This is a genomic window from Hydrogenophaga sp. (assembly GCF_031426985.1).
Taxonomy (GTDB): Bacteria; Pseudomonadota; Gammaproteobacteria; order Burkholderiales; family Burkholderiaceae_C; genus Hydrogenophaga.
In genome coordinates this window covers 1-20206 of the sequence record NZ_JASJOY010000230.1, presented here as the reverse complement: position 1 = coordinate 20206, position 20206 = coordinate 1, and the positions used below count along the sequence as shown (strand labels likewise).

General features: G+C 65.7%; 17 protein-coding genes. 8 read left to right on the top strand and 9 right to left on the bottom strand.

From position 1 onward, the window contains the following. Positions 1-177 precede the first annotated feature (177 nt). From RMP09_RS23265 to RMP09_RS23255, 3 genes are read right to left on the bottom strand one after another with little or no spacing between them, the layout of a single operon-like run. Positions 178-1083 (bottom strand): DMT family transporter, encoded by a 906-nt coding sequence (locus RMP09_RS23265; RefSeq protein ID WP_310568353.1) that lies wholly within the window; start codon positions 1081-1083, stop codon positions 178-180. A gap of 4 nt (positions 1084-1087) precedes the next feature. Beyond that, positions 1088-1702 carry a methylated-DNA--[protein]-cysteine S-methyltransferase gene (locus RMP09_RS23260; RefSeq protein ID WP_310568352.1) on the bottom strand — a complete coding sequence of 205 codons (615 nt, stop codon included), beginning with the start codon at positions 1700-1702 and terminating at the stop codon, positions 1088-1090. Further along, positions 1699-3225 carry an AlkA N-terminal domain-containing protein gene (locus RMP09_RS23255; RefSeq protein WP_310568351.1) on the bottom strand — a complete coding sequence of 509 codons (1527 nt, stop codon included), beginning with the start codon at positions 3223-3225 and terminating at the stop codon, positions 1699-1701. The genes RMP09_RS23260 and RMP09_RS23255 overlap by 4 nt, the downstream gene beginning before the upstream one ends. A gap of 112 nt (positions 3226-3337) precedes the next feature. Here RMP09_RS23255 and RMP09_RS23250 point away from each other — a divergent pair, with 112 nt between their 5' ends. Then, a complete protein-coding gene (locus tag RMP09_RS23250) occupies positions 3338-4720 on the top strand; it encodes a phosphomannomutase/phosphoglucomutase (protein ID WP_310568350.1) in 1383 nt (460 codons plus the stop codon). 121 nt (positions 4721-4841) lie between these two features. Here RMP09_RS23250 and RMP09_RS23245 read toward each other — a convergent pair whose 3' ends face one another. Further along, positions 4842-6110 carry a 3-deoxy-D-manno-octulosonic acid transferase gene (locus tag RMP09_RS23245; RefSeq protein WP_310568349.1) on the bottom strand — a complete coding sequence of 423 codons (1269 nt, stop codon included), beginning with the start codon at positions 6108-6110 and terminating at the stop codon, positions 4842-4844. Between the two features lie 130 nt (positions 6111-6240). Beyond that, positions 6241-7626 carry a 3-deoxy-D-manno-octulosonic acid transferase gene (locus RMP09_RS23240; RefSeq protein ID WP_310568348.1) on the bottom strand — a complete coding sequence of 462 codons (1386 nt, stop codon included), beginning with the start codon at positions 7624-7626 and terminating at the stop codon, positions 6241-6243. A gap of 72 nt (positions 7627-7698) precedes the next feature. On the opposite strand from RMP09_RS23240, the gene RMP09_RS23235 reads away from it, so the two are divergent. The 7 genes from RMP09_RS23235 to msbA all read left to right on the top strand — a co-directional run bounded on the left by RMP09_RS23235 (position 7699) and on the right by msbA (position 15905). After that, complete coding sequence (locus RMP09_RS23235) at positions 7699-8409, top strand: acylneuraminate cytidylyltransferase family protein (protein WP_310568347.1); 711 nt, start codon at positions 7699-7701, stop codon at positions 8407-8409. Next, positions 8406-9302 carry a hypothetical protein gene (locus RMP09_RS23230; protein WP_310568346.1) on the top strand — a complete coding sequence of 299 codons (897 nt, stop codon included), beginning with the start codon at positions 8406-8408 and terminating at the stop codon, positions 9300-9302. Before RMP09_RS23235 ends, RMP09_RS23230 begins: the two co-directional genes overlap by 4 nt. A gap of 36 nt (positions 9303-9338) precedes the next feature. After that, positions 9339-10391 carry an N-acetylneuraminate synthase family protein gene (locus RMP09_RS23225; RefSeq protein WP_310568345.1) on the top strand — a complete coding sequence of 351 codons (1053 nt, stop codon included), beginning with the start codon at positions 9339-9341 and terminating at the stop codon, positions 10389-10391. Positions 10392-10396: 5 nt separating this feature from the next. Next, positions 10397-11515 (top strand): UDP-N-acetylglucosamine 2-epimerase, encoded by a 1119-nt coding sequence (neuC, locus tag RMP09_RS23220; RefSeq protein ID WP_310568344.1) that lies wholly within the window; start codon positions 10397-10399, stop codon positions 11513-11515. Between the two features lie 102 nt (positions 11516-11617). Beyond that, complete coding sequence (locus tag RMP09_RS23215; RefSeq protein WP_310568343.1) at positions 11618-12865, top strand: O-antigen ligase family protein; 1248 nt, start codon at positions 11618-11620, stop codon at positions 12863-12865. Further along, positions 12862-13950, top strand: coding sequence for a rhamnan synthesis F family protein (locus RMP09_RS23210; protein ID WP_310568342.1), 1089 nt, complete (start codon positions 12862-12864; stop codon positions 13948-13950). The genes RMP09_RS23215 and RMP09_RS23210 overlap by 4 nt, the downstream gene beginning before the upstream one ends. 218 nt (positions 13951-14168) lie before the next feature. Continuing rightward, positions 14169-15905, top strand: a complete 1737-nt coding sequence (gene msbA, locus RMP09_RS23205; protein ID WP_310568341.1) for a lipid A export permease/ATP-binding protein MsbA — start codon at positions 14169-14171, stop codon at positions 15903-15905. Between the two features lie 16 nt (positions 15906-15921). Here msbA and RMP09_RS23200 read toward each other — a convergent pair whose 3' ends face one another. The 4 genes from RMP09_RS23200 to RMP09_RS23185 form a co-directional block, all read right to left on the bottom strand. Further along, a complete protein-coding gene (locus RMP09_RS23200; protein WP_310568340.1) occupies positions 15922-17286 on the bottom strand; it encodes a TolC family outer membrane protein in 1365 nt (454 codons plus the stop codon). 48 nt (positions 17287-17334) lie between these two features. Continuing rightward, positions 17335-17685 (bottom strand): rhodanese-like domain-containing protein, encoded by a 351-nt coding sequence (locus RMP09_RS23195; protein WP_310568339.1) that lies wholly within the window; start codon positions 17683-17685, stop codon positions 17335-17337. A 2-nt stretch (positions 17686-17687) separates the two neighbouring features. Next, on the bottom strand, positions 17688-18377 hold the full coding sequence (locus tag RMP09_RS23190) for a protein-L-isoaspartate O-methyltransferase (RefSeq protein ID WP_310568338.1): 690 nt from the start codon (positions 18375-18377) through the stop codon (positions 17688-17690). A gap of 42 nt (positions 18378-18419) precedes the next feature. After that, on the bottom strand, positions 18420-20206 hold a 1787-nt coding region (locus tag RMP09_RS23185), incomplete at its 5' end, for an efflux RND transporter permease subunit (RefSeq protein WP_310568337.1).

Sequence of the window (20206 nt, the reverse complement as noted above, 5' to 3'; positions counted from 1 at the left end):
AGTTGGTTAGAATACCGGCCTGTCACGCCGGGGGTCGCGGGTTCGAGCCCCGTCCACTCCGCCAGTATTTGAAAACCGCCCAGATTGCAAGGTCTGGGCGGTTTTTCTTTGTGCGTCCGGTTGGCCGGTGGTGCCGCAAAGGCGGGCCGGCGGCCACCGCTGCCGGCAGCGGCTCAGCTACGCCGCTCCAGCGCCCTTCAGGCGCAACAGTCCGGTGGACAGTGCGGTGCCACAAATGATGACCACGCCACACAGCAGCATCCAGGCGGTGATGGACTCTCCCAGGAACCACACGCCGTAGCCCAGCGCAAAAACCGGCACCAGGAAGGTGACCGTCAGCGCTTTGGATGGCCCAGCCTGCGCAATGATGCGGAAGAACAGGATGTACGCGATGGCGGTGCACAGCAGGGCCACCGCGGCGACAGCGCCCCAGGCGATGCCGCTGGCGGGCTGCGCGGGCCAGAGCCACCAGGTGGGCAGGGCCAGACCGAGGGCCGCGCCGATCTGGCTGCCGGTGGCCGTGGCCAGCGGGTGGGCGCCGGTCAGGTGGCGCTTGGTGAAACTGGCGGCGATGCCGTAACACAGGGTGGCCAGCAGGCAGGCACCCATGGCCAACAGTGTGGTGCCGGCGTTGGCGCCGCCGCCGGTCAGCGCCGCGAAACCGGACTTGCCGATCACCAGCAGGCTCACACCCGCAAAGCCGATCGCCAGACCCAGCATGCGCGAGGCGCCCGGCCGGTCACCCAGCCAGAGCCAGGCGACCACGGCCCCGGTCAGCGGCACGGTGGCGTTCAGGATGGCGGTCACCCCGGTGGGGATGTGCATGACCGCAAACGCGAACAGCACAAAGGGGATGCCGGAGTTCAGCAGCCCCACGAAGAGGATGGCGCGGGCGCGCTGGCGGAAGTCGGCCCACACGCCACGCACCAGGAAGACGGGCAGCAGGAACAGCGCCGCCAGCGCGACACGCAAGCCGGCGGTGGGCAGCGGGCCAAATTCGGCCGCGCCCAGGCGCATGAACAGGAACGACGCGCCCCAGAGGGCAGCGAGCAGCAGGAATTCCAGACCGAGGGCAGGTGACATGGGATCAGTGTGGCGCCAAACCCGGGACGGGCTGGTCGGGTGTTGATGTTCTTTTGCGGTCCGATTGATGCGGGGCGACGATCAATGCGGATTCCAGCCGCAGCAGGGCGCGTTTGCGGTCCAGCCCGCCGGCGTAGCCGGTGAGGCCGCCGTCGCTGCCCACCACACGGTGGCAGGGCACGACGATGCTCAGCGGGTTGCGTCCGACGGCGGCGCCCACCGCCCGCACCGCCAGCGGCCGGCCGATCTGCTGTGCGAGCGCTTGGTAGCTGCAGGTGTGCCCAACCGGGATGCTCAGTAGGGCGCGCCAGACAGCTTGCTGGAAATCGGTGCCGGCACCAAGGTCCAGCGGCAGGTCGAAGGTGCGGCCCGTCGCACCGAAGTCCGCGCTGAGGTCCGCACCGAGGTCCGCGTCGAAGTAGGCGTCTAGTTGGCGCGCGGCCTCGCGCAACAGCGGATCGTTGGGGGTCACCGTCCATTGAGCGATGCGCTCGCTCGTCGGGTGGTGGCGTTGTCCATCAAACCAGAGACCGGCCAGTCCCTGCGGGCTGGCCAGCAGCAGCACGGGGCCCAGCGGTGTGCTGTGGGTGGCTGAGCGCCAGGCGGGGGGGATGTTCATTCGGATGTCTCCTGTGCAACATGGGCGCCAGACCAGGCGCGGATGACGGCGTAGCTGCGCCAGGGCTGCCAGCGCTGCGACCACAGCGCGGCCGCCCGGTGCGCAGCCGCGCTGCGGTGGTCGGGCAGGCCCAGGGCCTGGGTGAGGGCGACATCGCCCACCGGCCAGGCGTCGGGCCAGCGCAGCGCGCGCATGGCGATGTACTGGGCGGTCCAGGGGCCGATGCCGGGCAGCGCGACCAGGGCCTGGATGGTGTGTTCGGGGTCGGCGTGTGAATCGAGGTCCAGCGTGCCGGCCAGCACCGCGCGGGCCAGGGCCTGCAGCGCGGCCTGGCGCTGCCGCACGATGCCCAATTCGCCGAGCACCTGCGGGTCCACCCGGGCGATGGCTTCGGCGTCGGGGAACAGCCGTGTGAGCTGCGGGTGGCCGGTGGTGATCGGCTCGCCCAGGTGGTCGGCCAGCCGCCCCGCCAGCGTGCGCGCTGCCGCGACGGTGATTTGCTGGCCCAGCACGGCGCGCACCGCGAGTTCAAAACCATCCAGCGCGCCCGGCACGCGCAGCCCGTCACCGGCCGGGAAGTCGGTGTGCAGCTGCGCGTTGATGGCTTGGGGATCGGCGTCGAGGTCGAACAGGGCCCGCACCCGCCAGATGAGGACCGGCAGCGCCGGGTGCAGGCCGTCGCTTACGCCCAGCCACAGGCGGTGGGCGTCGGGTTCCAGCCGGGCCGTGAACCAGCCGGTGTGCACTCGGCCCGCGTGCGCGAGCCGCACCGTGCGCTGCAGGGTGAGCGCGGGCCCGTTGTCCACGCATTCGATGCCGGGCAGGTGCCGATCGCCCAGAAAACGCAGTATGGCGGCGGGGTCGTAGGGCGGGCGCCAGGTCAGCGCCACGGGGCGCAGAGGGCGGTCTCGGGATGGATCGGCTTCGGTCCGCCGCCGCATCTGGCTGGGGCTCAGGCCGTAGTGTTCGGCCACGGCGGCGTTGAAGCGGCGCAGGCTGGCGAAGCCACTGGACTGCGCCACCTGGGCGATGGGCAGGCCGGTGTCGGCCAGCAGCTGTTTGGCGGTGAGCAGCTTGCGCGTGAGCAGGTACTGCAGCGGCGAAACGCCGAGCTGGGTGTCGAACACGCGGCGCAGGTGCCGGGCGCTCACGCCCAGGCGGGCCGACAGCCGCTCCATCGTCGGCGCCGCATCGCCGTCGTCGGACCAGTGCGCGGGGTCGTCCAGCCAGCGCGTGGCCTGTTGGGCCAGGATGGCGCTGGCGTCTTCGTGTGACCAGTGGCGTTGCAGCGGCGCCAACTCGGGCCGGCAGCGCAGGCAGGGGCGAAAGCCGGCCTGTTCGGCTTGGGCGGCGTGGTCGAAGAAGCGGCAGTTCTCGCGGCGCGGGGTGCGCACGCGGCACACCGGCCGGCAGTAGATGCCGGTGGAGGTGACGCCCACGAACAGGCGGCCGTCGAACCGTGCGTCGTGCGAGCACAGGGCGCGGTAACGGGCGTCGTCGTCGGGGCGGGGCGGGGTGTCCATGCGGGTGATGGTACGGCGCCCGACGCCCTTTGACTGGCCGTTTCCGGACCTGTGGATGTCGCACGTGCTGCCTACAATGCCCTGCATTCCAACCACCCCACGGGAGCCCCGCTTGCAAGTCGCCGCATCCATCTTCAAGGCCTACGACATCCGGGGCATCGTGCCCAGCACGCTGAATGAAGCGGTGGCCGAGGCCCTGGGCCTGGCCTTCGGCACCGAGGCGCAGCGCCAGGGCGAGAAGACCGTGGCCGTGGGGCGCGACGGGCGCCTGAGCGGGCCGGGTCTGGCGGCGGCGTTGATCCGCGGCCTGGTGGCGGCGGGCATCGAGGTGATCGACATCGGCCCAGCGACCACGCCCATGCTGTACTTCGCGGCCGCCACCCTGTGCCAGAGCGGCATCCAGGTCACGGGCAGCCACAACCCCAAGGACTACAACGGTTTCAAGATGGTGATGGCCGGCAAGGCCATCTACGGCGAAGAGATCCAGGCCCTGCGCCGCTGCATCGAGGCCGACGCCGGTGTGCACCAGCCGGGGGGCCGCGTGCGCTCGGTCGACGTGCTGGCCGACTACACCGCCCGCATCGTGGGCGACGTGAAGCTGGCGCGCCCCATGAAGCTGGTGGTGGACTGCGGCAACGGCATCGCCGGGGCATCGGCGCCGGCGCTGTTCCGCGCCCTGGGCTGCGAGGTGGTGGAACTGTTCAGCGAAGTGGACGGCAACTTCCCCAACCACCACCCGGACCCGAGCAAGCCCGAGAACCTGCTGGACCTGCAGAAGGCCTTGCGCGAGACGGGGGCCGAGCTCGGCCTGGCCTTCGACGGCGACGGCGACCGCCTGGGCATCGTCACCCAGAGCGGCGAGAACATCTACCCCGACCGCCAGATGATCCTGTTCGCGCAGGACGTGCTTTCGCGCGTGCCGGGCGGCCAGATCCTGTTCGACGTGAAGTGCTCGCAGCGCCTGGCGCCGGCCATCGAGGCCGCCGGTGGCGTGCCCGTGATCTACAAGACCGGCCACTCGCTGATCAAGGCGCGCATGAAGGAACTGGACAGCCCGCTGGGCGGCGAGATGAGCGGCCACATCTTCTTCAAGGAGCGCTGGTTCGGCTTTGACGACGGCACGTATGCGGGCGCCCGCCTGCTGGAAATTGTGAGCCGCAGCCCCGATGCGAACGCGGTGCTGGAGAACCTGCCGACCAGCCACAGCACGCCCGAGCTGAACGTGGCCTGCGCCGAAGGCGAGCCGCACGCGGTGGTGGACCGGCTGGTGGCGACCGCACGCTTTGCGGCGCCCGCCAGGGTGTCCACCATCGATGGCCTGCGGGTCGACTGGCCGGACGGCTTCGGCCTGATCCGCGCGTCCAACACCACACCAGTGCTGGTGCTGCGCTTTGAGGGCCACACGCCCGAGGCGCTGCACCGCATTGAGGGCGAAATGTTGGCTTTGCTCAAACAGGTGAAGCCGGACGCGGTGGTGGGCACCTCGGCGCACTGAAGGAAATCCCCCCCTGCGCCGCTGACGCGGTTTTCCCCCTGCTGCGGAGAGTGGACCACCCCTGCGGGCCGGCGGAGCCGGTTCCACGGGGTGTCTTGCGCTGGGTCCGCGCGCGCCGGATTCAGGTCTGAAGCAGCGTGTCCAGTTGTTCGACCATCGCCTCGATCTTCGGATCGCGCGGGCGGTGCGGTGTACGGGCCTGGGCGGTCTGCCAGCTCGCACGCACGGCGGCCGCCAGTTCGTCGGCGTTGCCGATGGGCCGGCTCAGGCCCTGCTCATCGAGTTCGGCGTAGCTCTCGCTGAAGTTCCACACGTTGGGCCCGTGCAGCACGGCGCAGCCCAGCGCCAGGGGTTCGTGCGGGTTGTGGCCGCCGACTTCGGCGATGGATCCGCCAACCAGCGCCACCGGCGCCAGCCGGTACCACAGGCCCAGTTCGCCGATGGTGTCGGCCAGGTAGACGCTGGCCTGAGCGCCCGGCAACCTGGCCGGGTCGGCGCTGCGCTGCAGCGTGCCGGCCGGGCACAGGGCCAGCACCTCGGCGCCGCGTGTTGGCACGCGCGGCGCGATCAGCAGCAGGGCGTTGGGGTGCTGTTCGCGCAGCCGCGCATGGGCCTGCAGCGCCAGGGCCTCTTCGCCCGGGTGGCTGGAGGCTGCCAGCCAGAGCGGCCGGCCGGCCAGTGCGGCCTGCCAGCGTTGCAGGGCGTCGGCGTCGCAGGGCAGGGGGGGGGATAAGGTCTTGATGGTGCCGGTTACGGTGCAGCGATCACGCGGAGCGCCCAGCGCCACCAGCGCGTCCACCGATGCGTCGTTCTGCGCGTACAGCGCGCGGAACCCCGGCAGCAGCGCGGCGTAGATCCAGCGGCCCCAGCGGCGCTTGGCCAGCGAGGCGGCGGACAACCGCGCATTGACCAGCACGCGCGGGATGCCGCGCTGATCGGTGGCGTCCATCAGCGCGGGCCACAGGTCCATCTCGCACCACACCGCCAGCGACGGTTGCCAGTGGTCCAGAAAGCGTGCCACCGCATCGGGGGTGTCCACCGGCGCGAACTGGTGCTGGCAGCGCGGCGGCAGGATGGACTGGCCATGCCGGCCCTTGAGCGCGTCGCCCGAGGTGCGCGCCGTGGTGGTGATGAGAAAGTGCAGGTCGGGCCGGCGCTCGCCCAGGCGCGCGAACAGCCCGGCCAGCGCCAGCGACTCGCCCACGCCCACCGCATGGCCCCAGACCAGGGGGCCGGCGGGGCGCGCGGCGTAGGCCAGCCCCAGCTTTTGCTGCACGCTCGCGGGGGTTTCCTTGCCACGCCTCAGCCGGCGCTGCAGACCTATGCGCCAGACCGGCGCCAGTGCGCGGGCCAGCAGGCCGTAGGCCAGGAGGGCGAAGGGTTTGCTCATCGTTGTGATGCCAGAGGACGCCCGTGTCGCGTCCAGGGCGCCCGTGGAGCCGCCCTTCGACAAGCTCTGGCCGGGCCGCAGGGCGCGTCCCCCTGCCGGGGGGAATATCCGAAGCGGCGCAGGGGGGCTATCAAGTCCCCTCCAGCCACGGCACCAGCACCGCCATGTGCTTCTCGGTCGCGCCGCCGTGTTCGGCGTAGAAGGCCTCGGCGCCGGCGATGGCCTGCGCATAGGCCTGCGCGTCGATCAGCAGGTGCAGCAGGGCCTGCGACAGGCTGGGGATGGTCATGTGTTGCTGCAGCACGCCGGCCGCCAGTGCTTCGACGCCCGGGTATTCGATGCCCCAGATGCTGTGACCGACCATCACCGGCTTCTTGAGCGCCAGCGGCTCGATGATGTTGTGCGCGCCCATGGGCACAAACGAGGCGCCGACCACCACCACCTGCGACAGCGCGAGGTAGAAATACATCTCGCCCAGCGAGTCGCCCAGCAGCACGTCGATGGTGGTCATGTCGGGCGCGTCGGCCGTGGGCGCGAACTGGGCGTCCAGCATGCGGCTGCGGCGTGCCACGCGCAGGCCGGCGCCTTCCAGCAGTTGCGCCACGGTGTCAAAGCGCTGCGGGCTGCGCGGCACGTACACAAACAGCGGCGGCGGCAGGCTGGCGGCTGCCACGCCCGCCCGCACCTGTTGCATGGCCTGTGCGAACTGCTCGTCTTCACCCACGATGGCGCTGGCGAAACACACCACGGGGCGTCCGCCCGGCACACCGGTGGCCAGCGCCCACTGCCCCACGCGTGTCTGCGCGGCGGCGATCTGCTGGGGCGACACCGGCAGGTCAAAACGCGTCTCGCCTGCGATCTCGATCCGCCCGCAGCCCACGTCGCGAAAGCGCTGGGCATGGGTTTGCGACTTGCACAGCACCAGCTGGTAGGCCTGGAACAGGCCGGCCCGGAAACCGAACCACTTGCGATCGCGCACGATGCTCTTGCCCGGGTACTGGGCGTTGGCCATGGCCAGCGGCACCCCCTGGCGGCGGATGGTGGCCAGCAGCACCGGCCAGGTGTCGATCTCGGTCATGACCGCGGCACGGGGCCGCACCTGGCGGATGAAGCGGCGCACGGCCGATCCCAGTTCGAACGGCACATAGGCCACCTGCGCCCGGCCGGCGGCGATGTCGGCCTCGAACAGCTTCTGGGCAGCAGTGCGGCCGGCCGGTGTGAGCGTGGTCACCAGCACCGGGTAGCCCTGTGCCAGCAGCGCGCGCACCAGCGGCGCCGCACCGCGGATCTCGCCCATCGAGGCCGAGTGCACCCACAGCGGGCGCTGCAAGTCCGTGGCGGTGCGGCCCCAGCGTTCGTTCCAGAAGGCGCGGTACAGCGGTTCTTTTTTGCCGCGCCGCCACAGGAAGAGCAGAAACACCGGCATCAGCAGGTGCCAGAGCAGCTCGTACAGGCCGATCATCAGCGACAGGCGCCAGGTCGGAGGGAAGGGGCGGGGCGGGGTGTGGGCGGTCATATCGGTGAGGGCAGCCAGTATAGTTACGGGGGCTCAGCCGGGTGGCTGGCCCCGCTTCAGGATTCACCTCACATGCCCCTCACATCCCCGGACTGGACCGCGGTCATTCCGCTGCGCGCCGGCTCCAAAGGCTTGCCGGGCAAGAACACGCGCCTGCTGGCGGGCAAACCGCTGTACCGCCACGCGGTGGACGAGGCCCTGGCCGCTGGCGCGAGCCGAGTGCTCATCACCACCGACATCACCGAGGTGTTGCAGGCGCCGCAGCCGGCGGGCGTGGCGCTGGTCCAGCGTCCCGCCGAATTGGCCGGAGACACGGTGCCGATGGCACCGGTGCTCGTTCATGCGATCCAGACCGCGGGCGTGCAAGGCACCGTGGTGCTGCTGCAAGCCACCTCACCGCTGCGCCGCGCGCACGACATCCGGGCCGCTCTCGATGTGTTCGCCAGCGGCGCCCACGAACTGGTCATGTCGGTCACCCCGGCCGATCGCGGTGTGCTCAAGTGGGGCATCCTTGACGGCGACCGTTTTCGCCCGGTGTCCGACCCGGCCTACTGCTTTTCCAACCGCCAGAGCCTGCCACCGGTGGTGCGGCCCAATGGCGCGGTGTACGTGGTCGACGCGGCCGGGTTCGTGGTGCGCGGCAGCTTCGTGACCGATCGCATCGGACTCATCGAAATGAGCGCGGAGCTCAGCCAGGACATCGACAATTTGCAGGACTTTGAACGGTGTGAAGCCGTTTTATCGGATGCGGCAACTGCGCCAAGCATGGAAACCATCACATGAGTCCTGTCGATATTTCATCGGTACGCAACCCGCAACCCCATTGGCAGTGCATCCTGATCTGCTGGGGGACGAAATACAGCACGTCACTGATCAACAACCTGGTCCGTCACATCGCGGATAAGGCCGCGAGCGTCCCGCGATTTGTGCTCATCACCGATGCCGAGAAACCCGACCTAATAGACGGGGTCCAAACGGTCCGTTTTCCCGACTTCTGGTTGCAGGCTCCGCTCAAGCGATCTGGCTGCCAGGCCAAGCTGGTGATGTTCGAAAAGGGCATCCTGTCGGAGGACCTGCCGGCCATCTATGTGGACTTGGACACGATCATCCTGGGGGACCTGCAGCAGGGGTTGGCGTTGATGGACACCCCCCAGTCGGTCGCGATTCTGCAGAGCGCCATCATTCCTTTTGGTCCCATCGGGCGGTGGCGCCATCGCGTGAGCGGAGGCAGGCACTACGCGCGCGGAAACTCTTCGTTTGTGGTTTTCCATCCGGCACACAACCACTTCATTGCCGCGCGATTTCGGGGGCTGTTTGCAAAGCATCCGAACTTCGATTTCCGGCCCATGATTGCGGACGAACGCTTCATCAGCTGGGTCGCCCAGCCCCACATGAAGGCGATCCCCAAGTCGTTTGCGGTCAAGTTCCCTGGTGAGTTCATGTTCTTTTGGGGCTGGTGGCTGTATGTGCGCGCCTGCCTGCCTTGGGTGCGTGCGCGTCGGCGGCGGCTGGCGGCGGTCACGCTCAACGGCTTGCTGATCAAGCCGGAGAAGCTGCTCGAACTGCAGGACGGCGGGCGTATCACGGATGAAAAAGGCCGTGTGTTGATCTGGAGCCCCCACACGCTCGGTACCATGCAAGCACAGATTCGCCAGTACTACGAGGGTCAGCTCTGACCCTTTCAGCTCCGACAAAACTTATCTTTGAAGCATATGAAAATCGCCCACCGCGAGATCGGCCCCCAGCAACCGCCCCTGGTGATCGCCGAAATCGGCATCAACCACGGCGGCAGTCTGGAGGTGGCCAAGGCCATGGTCAGCGCCGCGCACAAGGCCGGCTGCGAAATGGTCAAGCACCAGACGCACTTCGTCGAAGACGAAATGACCGACGAGGCCAAGGCCATCTTCCCGCCCAACGCCGACGTGTCGATCTGGGAAGTGATGCAGCGCTGCGCCCTGAGCAAAGACGACGAGATCGCGCTGAAGGCCCACGCCGAATCGCTGGGCATGATCTACATCTCCACGCCGTTCTCGCGCGCGGCGGCCGACTTCCTGGCCGAGATCGGCGTGGCCGGTTTCAAGATTGGGTCCGGCGAGGCCAACCACGTGCCGCTGATCCGCCACATCGCCGGTTTTGGCAAGCCGGTGATCCTGAGCACCGGCATGCAGACCATCGAGTCGCTGCGCCCCTCGGTGCAGGCGCTGGACGACGCTGGCATCGAATACGCGCTGCTGGAATGCACCAACCTGTACCCCTCGCCGCCCGAGATCGTGAGCCTGCAGGGTATCACCGAGCTGCGCAAGGCCTTCCCGAAGGCGGTCATCGGTTTCTCGGACCACAGCATCGGCCCCGAAATGGCCATCGCGTCGGTGGCACTGGGTGCCTGCATCCTGGAGCGCCACTTCACCGACACGCGCTACCGCAAGGGCCCGGACATTCCGTGTTCCATGGACCCGGCCGAGCTGCGCTTCCTGATCGACCGCTCCAAGGAAATCCACACCGCGCTGAACAACCCCAAGGTGCGTACCGGTCCGGAAGAAGACGTGTACCGCTTCGCACGGGGCTCCATCGTGGCCGACCAGGACCTGCCGGCAGGCCATGTCATTGGCGAGAAAGACATCTGGGCGCGCCGCCCGGGCTCGGGCGAAATCTCGGTGCAGCACTTTGACCGCCTGATTGGCGCCAAGCTCACACGCGCCGTCCAGCGCAACCAGCAACTGCTGTGGACCGACCTGGACGGCGTGGCGCCCACGGCCAACACCTGATGGCGATGCCCAAAAAACTGCTGTTCATCACCGGCACCCGGGCCGACTACGGCAAGCTGGAGCCGCTGGCGGTGGCTGCGCAGCAGGCCGGTTTTGCCATCAGCTTCTTCATCACCGGCATGCACATGATGCGCCGCTACGGTGAGACGCGGCTGGAGGTCAAGCGCTTTCCGGGCGCCGAGTTCTTTGAGTTCGTGAACCAGCGCGAAGGCGATGCGCAGGACTTCATCCTCTCCAAGACCATTCTGGGCTTCTCGGATTTCGTGCACGAGCACCGGCCCGACCTCGTGATCATCCACGGCGATCGGGTCGAGGCACTGGCCGCCTCCATCGTCTGCGCCATGAAATACATTCCTTCGGCGCACATCGAAGGCGGCGAAGTCTCGGGCACCATCGACGAGAGCATCCGCCACTGCAACACCAAGCTGTGCGCCACGCACTTCGTCAGTTCCGAAGCGGCGCGGCAACGTGTGCTGGCGCTCGGTGAGTCGCCCGACAGCGTTTACAACATCGGCTCGCCCGAGCTCGACACGCACGCCCGGCCATCGGGCGTGAGCATCGATGAGGTGAAGACGCGCTACGCCATTCCGTTCGACGAATACGGCATCGCCGTCTTCCACCCCGTCACTTCCGAGGCCGACACCATTGGCGCCCAGGCCGCGTCGCTGTTCGGCCGGCTTGAGGCCAGCGGCAAGTGTTTTGTCGTCATTGCCCCCAACAACGACCCCGGCACCGAAGGCATCTTTGCCGTGCTTGAACGCCTGCCGAAGGAACGCTTCCGCCTCATCCCGTCGATGCGCTTCAACTACTTCAGCGAGCTGATGAAGAACGCTGCGGTGATGGTGGGCAACAGCAGCGCGGGGGTGCGCGAGGCGCCGTTTTTGGGAGTGCCGAGTCTGGATGTGGGTACGCGGCAGACCAACCGGGCCAGCGGACCATCGATAACGGCCAGTTCAGCTTTTGATGTCGAGGTGATCAAGGAGTTTTTGACGCGCGTGTGGGGTCGACGGTTCCTTGCTGACACCACGTTCGGGGCGGGTGACGCGGCTGGACGCTTTGTTGATATTTTGAGCCGAACTCAGTTTTGGGTCAGGCCTTTGCAGAAAGCTTTTGCCAGCGATTGATTGGCTCGTGGTTTTTGTGTATTGGCTCGGTTCTGCCCGTGATGCGCCTGCATCCCTCCCTCACTCATCATGGTTCATATACACAGAGTTGCCAGCAGGTTCATGAATTTCATGGGTCTGATGGCTTGCTGGGGAACCGTCGCACTCATGTTGGGTGTGCCGACCAGCATTGCGTTGGTCAATATAGGAATCTTGCTGGTCATCGTGGGATGGATGCTGTCCGGAAGGTACCGTGCAAAGTGGAATCTGATCAAAGGCAACCCGATCACTCTGCCATGTGTATTGCTGTCTGCACTCGTATTGTTGGGCTGTTTGTATTCAGGCGCCCCTTCCGCGTACTTGGGAAAACATCTTTATGTGTACAGCAAATTGCCATTGATGCTGATGCTGCTCACCGTACTCCACGAAACCCTCTGGCAACGGCGGGCGCTGGCTGCATTCGCTCTTGGATCGCTCATTACCCTCATTTCCACCTACATCAACATTTGGTTTGATGTGCCGTGGTCCGAAACCCACAACCAGGGCTTCGGGGTGAGTCACAACGTGTTCAATGACTACATCGCGCAAGCGTTGGCCATGTCGGTGTTTGTCATCGTGTCGGTGGTGTATGCATTGGATGCGATCGACCGACGCGCCAAAGCGTTGTGGGTATTCATCACAGTGCTGACCGTGTTCAGCATCACCCATTTACTGGCCAGTCGCACGGGGCAGGTGGTGATTGCGGCCATGTTGGCGTCGATGGCCTTTGTGTCACTGCCTGCAGCTCGTCGCTGGGCTGCACTTGCCTTGCTGGGGGTGTTGGTGTGCATTGTGTTCTTCAGCTCACCCCTGCTGCGTGGTCGTGTGGACTTGGCTTTGCAGGAAATCGGCCGCTACATGTCGGGAGACACGGCGCTGACATCCATCGGCGCCCGGTTGGATATGTGGAAAATATCCTTTCAGATGATGGCAGACAGTCCGTTGTGGGGGCACGGTACAGGTTCATACCGCTTGTTAGCCGAGCAGATTTACACAGATCGGGTTGTCTGCGCTACTTCCTGTATCCATCCTCATAACCAGTTCCTGTTCTTTGGGGTGGAGTACGGACTGCTGGGGCTGTTTACTTATGCATTTTTCCTGTGGCGTCCGTTTGTCTATGGGCTCCAGAGAGGTCGTCGTGAGCGTCTGATGATGGTTGCGTTCATGACAATCTTGTTCGTGGACAGCTTCATTAATGGCCCTTTGTGGGTCACCACCGAGAGGCATCTGTTTGCATCCATCCTGCCCTTGCTGATGGCGAATTGGCGGTCTGATGACCGTTGCACGGAGAATGTCTCGGATGCGGCATCTTTGAAAACGAGCACGCCATGATTCCGTCTTGGAAAGTAAAACGTGAATTGGAGACGTTGCGCCAACAGTTGCAAGCTGTGCCTGAAGTGCTGATTGGACCGTTGCGGCAACGTTGGCTAGATAGACGCTTTCCTACTGGGTTCCGTCTGGTAGATGGTGCATCACCACTCACGGACAAGATTGCCATTTTTCTGGTGTACCAACCGCACGGTATCCCTGCTTCTGTGCTTGCGACCTGCCGGCACCTTTCCAGCAAGGGCTATGCGGTGTTGATGGTGAGCAATTCACCTATTCAGGAACAGGATCGGGAGTCTCTGGGTGCTTACATATGGCGTTATGTCGAGCGCAAAAATTTTGGTTATGACTTCGGCGGGTATCGAGACGGAATTCGGTTGCTCTGGTCTTGGTCTATTTCGCCCGAAACCCTTGTTGTATTAAATGATAGTGTGTGGTTTCCGCTGACGTCCGGCGAGGCCATGTTAGATGCCATGGAGTGCTCGCCCGCAGATTTCCTGGGTGCATTGCGACACGTTGACGAGCCAGATGAGGACAGCGAGCACGCCGGCATTTTTCTGTCGTACTTTTTCTTGATCAAACGGCCTGTGCTGTCGTCGCAAGTGTTCATTGACTACTGGAAAAACTACGTATCCACCAGCAACAAATACCTCACGGTGCGACGTGGTGAGCGGGGCTTTTCGCGAGCACTTTTTTCGGCAGGTGTGTCCAGCGAAGGCCTCTATTCCCGCGACCGATTCTTACGGTGCATAGAGACCCTGCCGTCCCCCGTCTTGGCGTTGACGTTGCGCTACGCCGCGTATACGGATGTGTCGTTTGAGCAGCAAAGAGACCGGTTGTTGGCGCAGGAGGAACGGAGCGATGCGTGGCGAATACAAGTGCTTGCACACATACGTTCAGTCGTCGCAAAACGCAACTTCCATTCTTCTTTTTGCTACGCAACTATTGGCTTGTTAGGTATTCCGCTTCTGAAGAAAAACAATGGTGAACTGCAGATCCGAATGAGAAAGCAATATGTTCTTGCTGTAAGAGAGGGCAATCTCCCTCGCCCGGACTTTCTTGTTTTCGAGGAAATCGAGCAGAGATCCTGACCGGTCGGTTTGAGGTCGTGTCACGACGGAGGGCATCCCCAGCGCGCAGTTGCACAAGTGCAGGCCTGAAGACTTTTTCTCAGTTTCCTTGGTGTCCGCGTAGGCGCTCGTCTCTCTAGGAGGGCTGGGGATCGAGGCCTGCGACAATTGTTCTTTGTCTACTTTTTACGGGTTGTTGCTTGACCAAGGAATTCGTCGCGTCTGGGCAGATGTCCACGATGGACACTTACTTTCGCCTGTTGGCGTTGACGAGGCGGCATTGGCTGCTGTTCGCGTTGTCCTTCGTGGGGTTCGTGATCTACGGTGCGAGCAACGCGGCCTTCGCGCACATCATGAAGTTGCTCATCGACTCCATCCAGGCAGGCGAGCGGCGTGAGGTCTTCTTCCCTTTGTTGATCGTTGGCCTGTTTGCGGCTCGTGGCATTGGCAGCTTCATGGGGTCTTACTCCCTCTCCAGTGTGGCCAAGGAGTTGGTGCACGATTTGCAGCTCAAGCTGTACGACACCTTCGTCGCCATGCCCGCGCGGCGCTATGACGAGATGGACTCAAGCGCGCTGATTTCCAAAGTCACGTACGGTGTTCTGAGTGTGGCGGAATCGGTGACCACGTCCCTGAAGACGGTGTTGCAGGAGGGGCTCTACGTGATTGGCCTGCTGGGCTACATCTTCTGGCTCAACTGGCGGCTGGCCAGTGTCTTCATTGTGGTGTCTCCCCTCATCGCCTGGCTGGCCGCCCTCACGGGAAAGCGGTTCCGAAAAATTGCCAAGGGGATGATCAGTTCACAGACCCAGATCATCCAGGCGGCTACTGAGGCCATCAAAGGCTATCGGGAGATTCGCATCTTTGGCACACAGCAGACGATGCGCGAGAAGTTCCGTGGCGCAAGTGATCTGTATCGCAAGCAGTCGCGCAAGATGGATCTGACGCGAACCATCAGTTCGCCGCTGGTGCAGATGATGGTCTCGGTCGCGCTCGCCTTTCTGGTCTGGCTGGCCCTCAATCCGGTCACGGGTGGCTCCATGTCGTCAGGCGACTTCATCGCCTTCTTGCTGGCCGTGTCCATGCTGGTGAAGCCGATCAAGGATCTGACGGAGGTCAACAGTTCGCTGCAGAAGGGCATCGGGTCGGCCGAGGTGCTGTTCGCCTATCTGGATCTCGCCCCTGAGGTGGATGAGGGAACCGATGCATCGGCGCCGAACAGGACCGACATCCGTTTCGACCGCGTCTCGTTCCGCTACAAGGACGAGGGTTCGCTGGTGCTTGATGACGTGAGTTTCGACGTTCAGCAGGGCCAGATGGTCGCGCTGGTCGGCCGATCGGGTGAGGGCAAGTCCACCATCGCGAAACTCTTGCCCCGGTTCTACGATGTGACGGCTGGTGCCATCCTGATGGATGGTCGGGACATCCGCTCGATGCCGCTCAAGACCTTGCGCTCACAGATTTCCTTTGTGTCGCAAGACAACTTCCTGATGTCGGGCTCCATCCGGGAAAACATCTGCTTTGGTTTGAAAGATGTCTCGGACCAGGCCTTGAACGAGGCGGTCCGCCTGGCCCATGTGACCGAGTTTGTGAACAAGCTACCGCTGGGGCTGGACGCGCTGGTGGGCGACAACGGTTCGTTGCTGTCGGGGGGGCAGCGCCAGCGCATTGCCATCGCCAGGGCGTTCCTGAAGGACGCGCCCATCATCGTGCTGGACGAGGCCACGTCTGCGCTGGACCCGGATTCCGAGGCCTACATCAAGGACGCATTGGAGCGCCTGTCGGCCAACCGGACCACGCTGATCATCACGCACCGGCTCAACACCATTCGCGGTGTCGACAAGATCATCGTGCTCAGCCGGGGGAGACTGGTGGAGCAGGGCAGCCACCAGGAACTGATGGCTTTGCAGGGCGTGTACGCCAACCTCGCGGCAGAAGACCGGGTGCCCTCGCCGGCGGCAGATCCGGCGCCATGATGAATGATGGGCTGGCTCAGCGTGCCAGCAGCGCGTTCACGCCCTGCAAGTCTTCGGCCTTGAGCTGGCCGCTGGCTTGCTTCAGGCGCAGGCCGCCGATGAGCACGTTGTAGCGCGCCACCGCCAGGTCGCGCTTGGTCTGGAACAGCTGGCTCTGGGCGTTGAGCACGTCGATGTTGATCCGCACGCCCACCTGGTAGCCCAGTTTGTTGGCGTCCAGTGCGCTCTGGCTCGATGCCTCCGCCGCTTCCAGCGCCTTGACCTGGCCCTGGCCCGACAGCACGCCGAAGTAGGCGCTGCGCGTGGCCTGGCTCACCCCGCGCTTCGCGCCTTCCAGGTCGGTGCGGGCCTTGTCTTCCAGGGCCAGGGTTTCTTTCACGCGGTTCTGGATCGCACCCCCGGCGTACAGGGGCAGGTTGAACTGCACGCCCACCGTGGCGGTGTTGTTGCGCACGTAGCCGGGGATGGCAGCGCTGCTCGACGGCGCGCGCGCGACCTGGTACTGGCCCACCAGGTCCAGGGTGGGCTTGTGGCCGGCTTCGGCCTTCCGGGTTTCCAGCCGGGCGATCTCCAAGGCCTTGCCGGCCTGCAGCACCGCCGGGTGACCGGTCTCGGCTTGTGCCACCCAGGCCTGTGGGTCGGCGGGCGACAGCGCCGGCAGCGTCACGGGCGCGGCCAGGGGTTTGGGCGACACATCGGGTTTGCCCACCAGTTGGTCCAGCGCCAGCTTCTTGACGCGCAGGTCGTTCTCGGCCGCGATTTCCTGGGCGATCACCAGGTCGTAGCGGGCCTGGGCTTCGCGCGAGTCGGTCACCGTGGTGGTGCCCACTTCGAAGTTGCGCTTGGCGGCGGCGAGCTGTTCGCTCACGGCCTTTTTCTGGGCCTGGACGAAGGTCAGCGTGTCCTGCGCGGCCAGCACGTCGAAGTAGGCCTGCGTGGTGCGCACGATCAGGTCCTGCTCGGCGCTTTGCAGCTGCGCTTTGGCGATGTCGATGGACAGTTGGCCCTGCTGGTCGGCCGCGGCGTTGGCCGGGCGGTACAGCGGCTGGCTGGCCGACAGCGTCACGTTCTGGCTGTTGTAGGTGCTGTCCAGCGGGTTGGCCGAGCTGTCGCGGTTGTTCCAGTTCGCACCGGCCGCCAGGCCGGCCTGGGGCCGCAGGCCGGCACGCGCCTGCTCGGCCTTGGCCAGGCTGGCCTCGTAGGCCGAACGGGCCGAGAGGAAGCCCGCGTCGTAACCGCGAGCCGATTCGTACAGCTCGACCAGGTTCTGCGCCTGTGCCGCCGATGCGCACCCCAGGGCCAGCAGCGCACCCAGCGCGACGCGGCTCACGGTGAACCGAGGGGCGACGGCGCTGGACGGGGTGGTGATGTGGGCGTTCATTGCGGTTCCTGGTGGGGCGGGCGCGGGTGGCGTGGCGGATTCGGGGGGTCAGTACGTGGGCACGCCCGGGTCGCGCTCGTGCGACCAGGCGTTGATGCCGCCATGGACATTGACCACGTGGGAAAAGCCCTGCTGCATCAGGAAGTGCACCACCTGCGCGCTGCGGGCACCGTGGTGGCACAGGCAGGCGATCGGGAGGTCGCGGTCCATTTCCATGTAGCGCGCGGGCACGGTGCGCATGGGCATCTGCACCAGCGTGAAGCCGTCGTCGGCCTTCACGCTGGCGGTCTGGCATTCCCAGGGTTCGCGCACGTCCAGCAGCACCGGCTTGACGCCGGGTTGTTCGGTGGCCAGCTGCTGGAGCCAGTCACCCCATTGCGAGGGACGGATGGATTGCATGGTCAGAAGCTGAAGCGCGAGGGCTCGGGAAAGTTCCGCAAGCGCGGGGCGATGGTGTCCCAGGGCTGGGCGGTGCGGAAGCTGGCGTCGGCCACGCGGGTGACGAAGGTGGCGCGCATCATGGGTTCCTGCCCGGCGATGACGGCCAGGCGGCCACCCGGGGCGAGCAGCGCGAGTAGGGCCTGCGGCACTTCGGCCACCGAGCCCGCGACCAGGATCGCGTCCCAGGGCGCTTCGGCGGCGCAGGCGGCAAAACCGTTGGCGGCCGCGTCGGCCACGCGCACGTCGGCGTTGGCGATGCCGGCGGCCTGCAGGTGCGCGCGCGCGGCGCGGGCGATGGTCTCGTCGATCTCCAGCGACACGACGCGCTGGGCCAGCTTGGCCAGCAGGGCGGTGGTGAAGCCGCTGCCGGTGCCGATGACCAGCACCTTGTCGGTGGTTTGCACGGCCAGGTCCTGCACCAGGCGGGCCTGCACGCGCGGGGCCAGCATGACCTGGTCGGCGCCGTCGCCCAGGGGCAGCTCCATGTCGACATAGGCCATGGCCTTGTGCGCAGCGGACACGAACAGGTCGCGCGGCACCGTGTCCAGCAGGGCCAGCACGGTCGGGTCCAGCACGTCCCAGGGGCGGACCTGCTGCTCGATCATGTTGAAGCGGGCCTTGTCCAGGCTCAGGGTGTTCGGGGAAGTCATTTCAGATACTCCGGTGGGTATGTTAGCCGATTCAGAACCATTTTACCGAGCAGGGGTTTGCGGGCCATGGCTGCGGGGCCCCAGCACGCGGCGGAACCAGGCCGCCAGATCGTCCATGTAGCAGTACACCACAGGCACCACCACCAGGGTGAGGATGGACGAGGTGATGACGCCGCCGATGACGGCCTGGCCCATGGGGGCGCGTTGCTCGGAACCTTCGGTCAGCGCAAAGGCCAGCGGCACCATGCCGAAGACCATGGCCAGGGTGGTCATGAGGATGGGGCGCAGCCGCACCTGGGCGGCCAGCAGCAGGGCGTTGTCGCGGTCCAGCGGCGGCTGGCCTTCAAAGCCCTGGCGGGCGCGGATCGCAAAATCCACCAGCAGGATGGCGTTCTTGGTCACCAGGCCCATCAGCAGCACGATGCCGATGACCGAGAACATGCTCATGGTGGAGCCGAACATCAGCAGCGCCAGCGCCACGCCGATCAGCGTGAGCGGCAACGAGGTCATGAGCGCCAGCGGTTGCAGGAAGCTCTGGAACTGGCTGGCCAGGATCATGTAGATGAAGATGATGGCCATGGCCAGCGCCGAGACGGCGTAGCCAAAACTCTCCTGCATGTTTTTGGTGGAGCCGCCGAACTCCGCCCGGTAGCCCGGCGGCAGGGCGATGGTGTCCAGCACCTGCTTGATCTCGGCCGAGACCTCGCCGGCCGAGCGGCCGTAGACGTTGGCGTTGATGGCCACTTCGCGGTTGAGGTTGCGGCGGTTGATCTGGTTCGGGCCCGTGCCTTCCACCACCTGCGCCACCTGGCCCAGGCGCACCACGCGGGCGCTGCCGTCGGCGTTGTTGCCGACCACGAAGGGCAGGGCCGCCAGGTCGGCGGTGCGCGCGCGCTGCTCGGGGGCCAGGCGCACGTTGACGTCGTAGCTTTCGCCGTCGGCCGCGCGCCAGTTGCCCACCGTCTGCCCGGCCACCAGGGTGCGCAGGCTGCTGGCCACGGCGGCGGCGTTCAGCCCGGCGTCGGACGCGATGTCGCGCCGCAGCGCCACGTCCACCGTGGGTTTGTTGGGCTTGAGGCTGGAGTCCAGGTCCACCAGACCGGGGATGCCGCGGATCTTGTCCAGCACCAGCGCGTTCAGCCGGGCGAGTTCGGTGAGGTCGTCGCCCTGCAGCGAAAACTCGATCTGCTTGTTGCCGCCCACCGGGTCGAGCAGGCCGGCGTGGGTGACGTTGATGCCCGGTACGCTGCGCAGGCGCTCGCGCAGCTTGGCGGCCATGGCGTCGGCGTTCAGGCTGCGTTCCTTGCGGTCCAACAGGCGCACATAGACGCTCGCGTACATCTTGCCCTGCGCGTTGCCGGTGTTGATGGTCGAGAGCGTGTACTTGACTTCAGGGAACTCGCGCAGCACGGCTTCCACCTGGCGCGTCTTGGCCTCGGTCGCTGCCAGCGACGAACCGACCGGCGTGTGAAAACTGACCTGCGTTTCCGAGAAGTCGGCCTTGGGCACGAATTCGGTGCCCAGCAGCGGCAGCAGGGCAATGCTGCTGGCGAACACCGCCACCGCCAGCCCCATGGTGGCCAGTTTGTGCGCCAGCGACCAGCGCAGCGCGCCCTGGTAGACCTCAGCCAGGTCGTCCTGCACGCGGTCGAACCAGCCGGTCACGCGGCCGATGGTTTTGTCGTACAGGCTCACCGGGGCGGCGTGCTGGCCGTGTTTTTCAATCTCCGGGTCGTGCCAGACGGACGAGAGCATCGGGTCCAGCGTGAAGCTGACGAACATGGAGATCAGCACCGCCGCCACCATGGTGATGCCGAACTCGTGGAAGA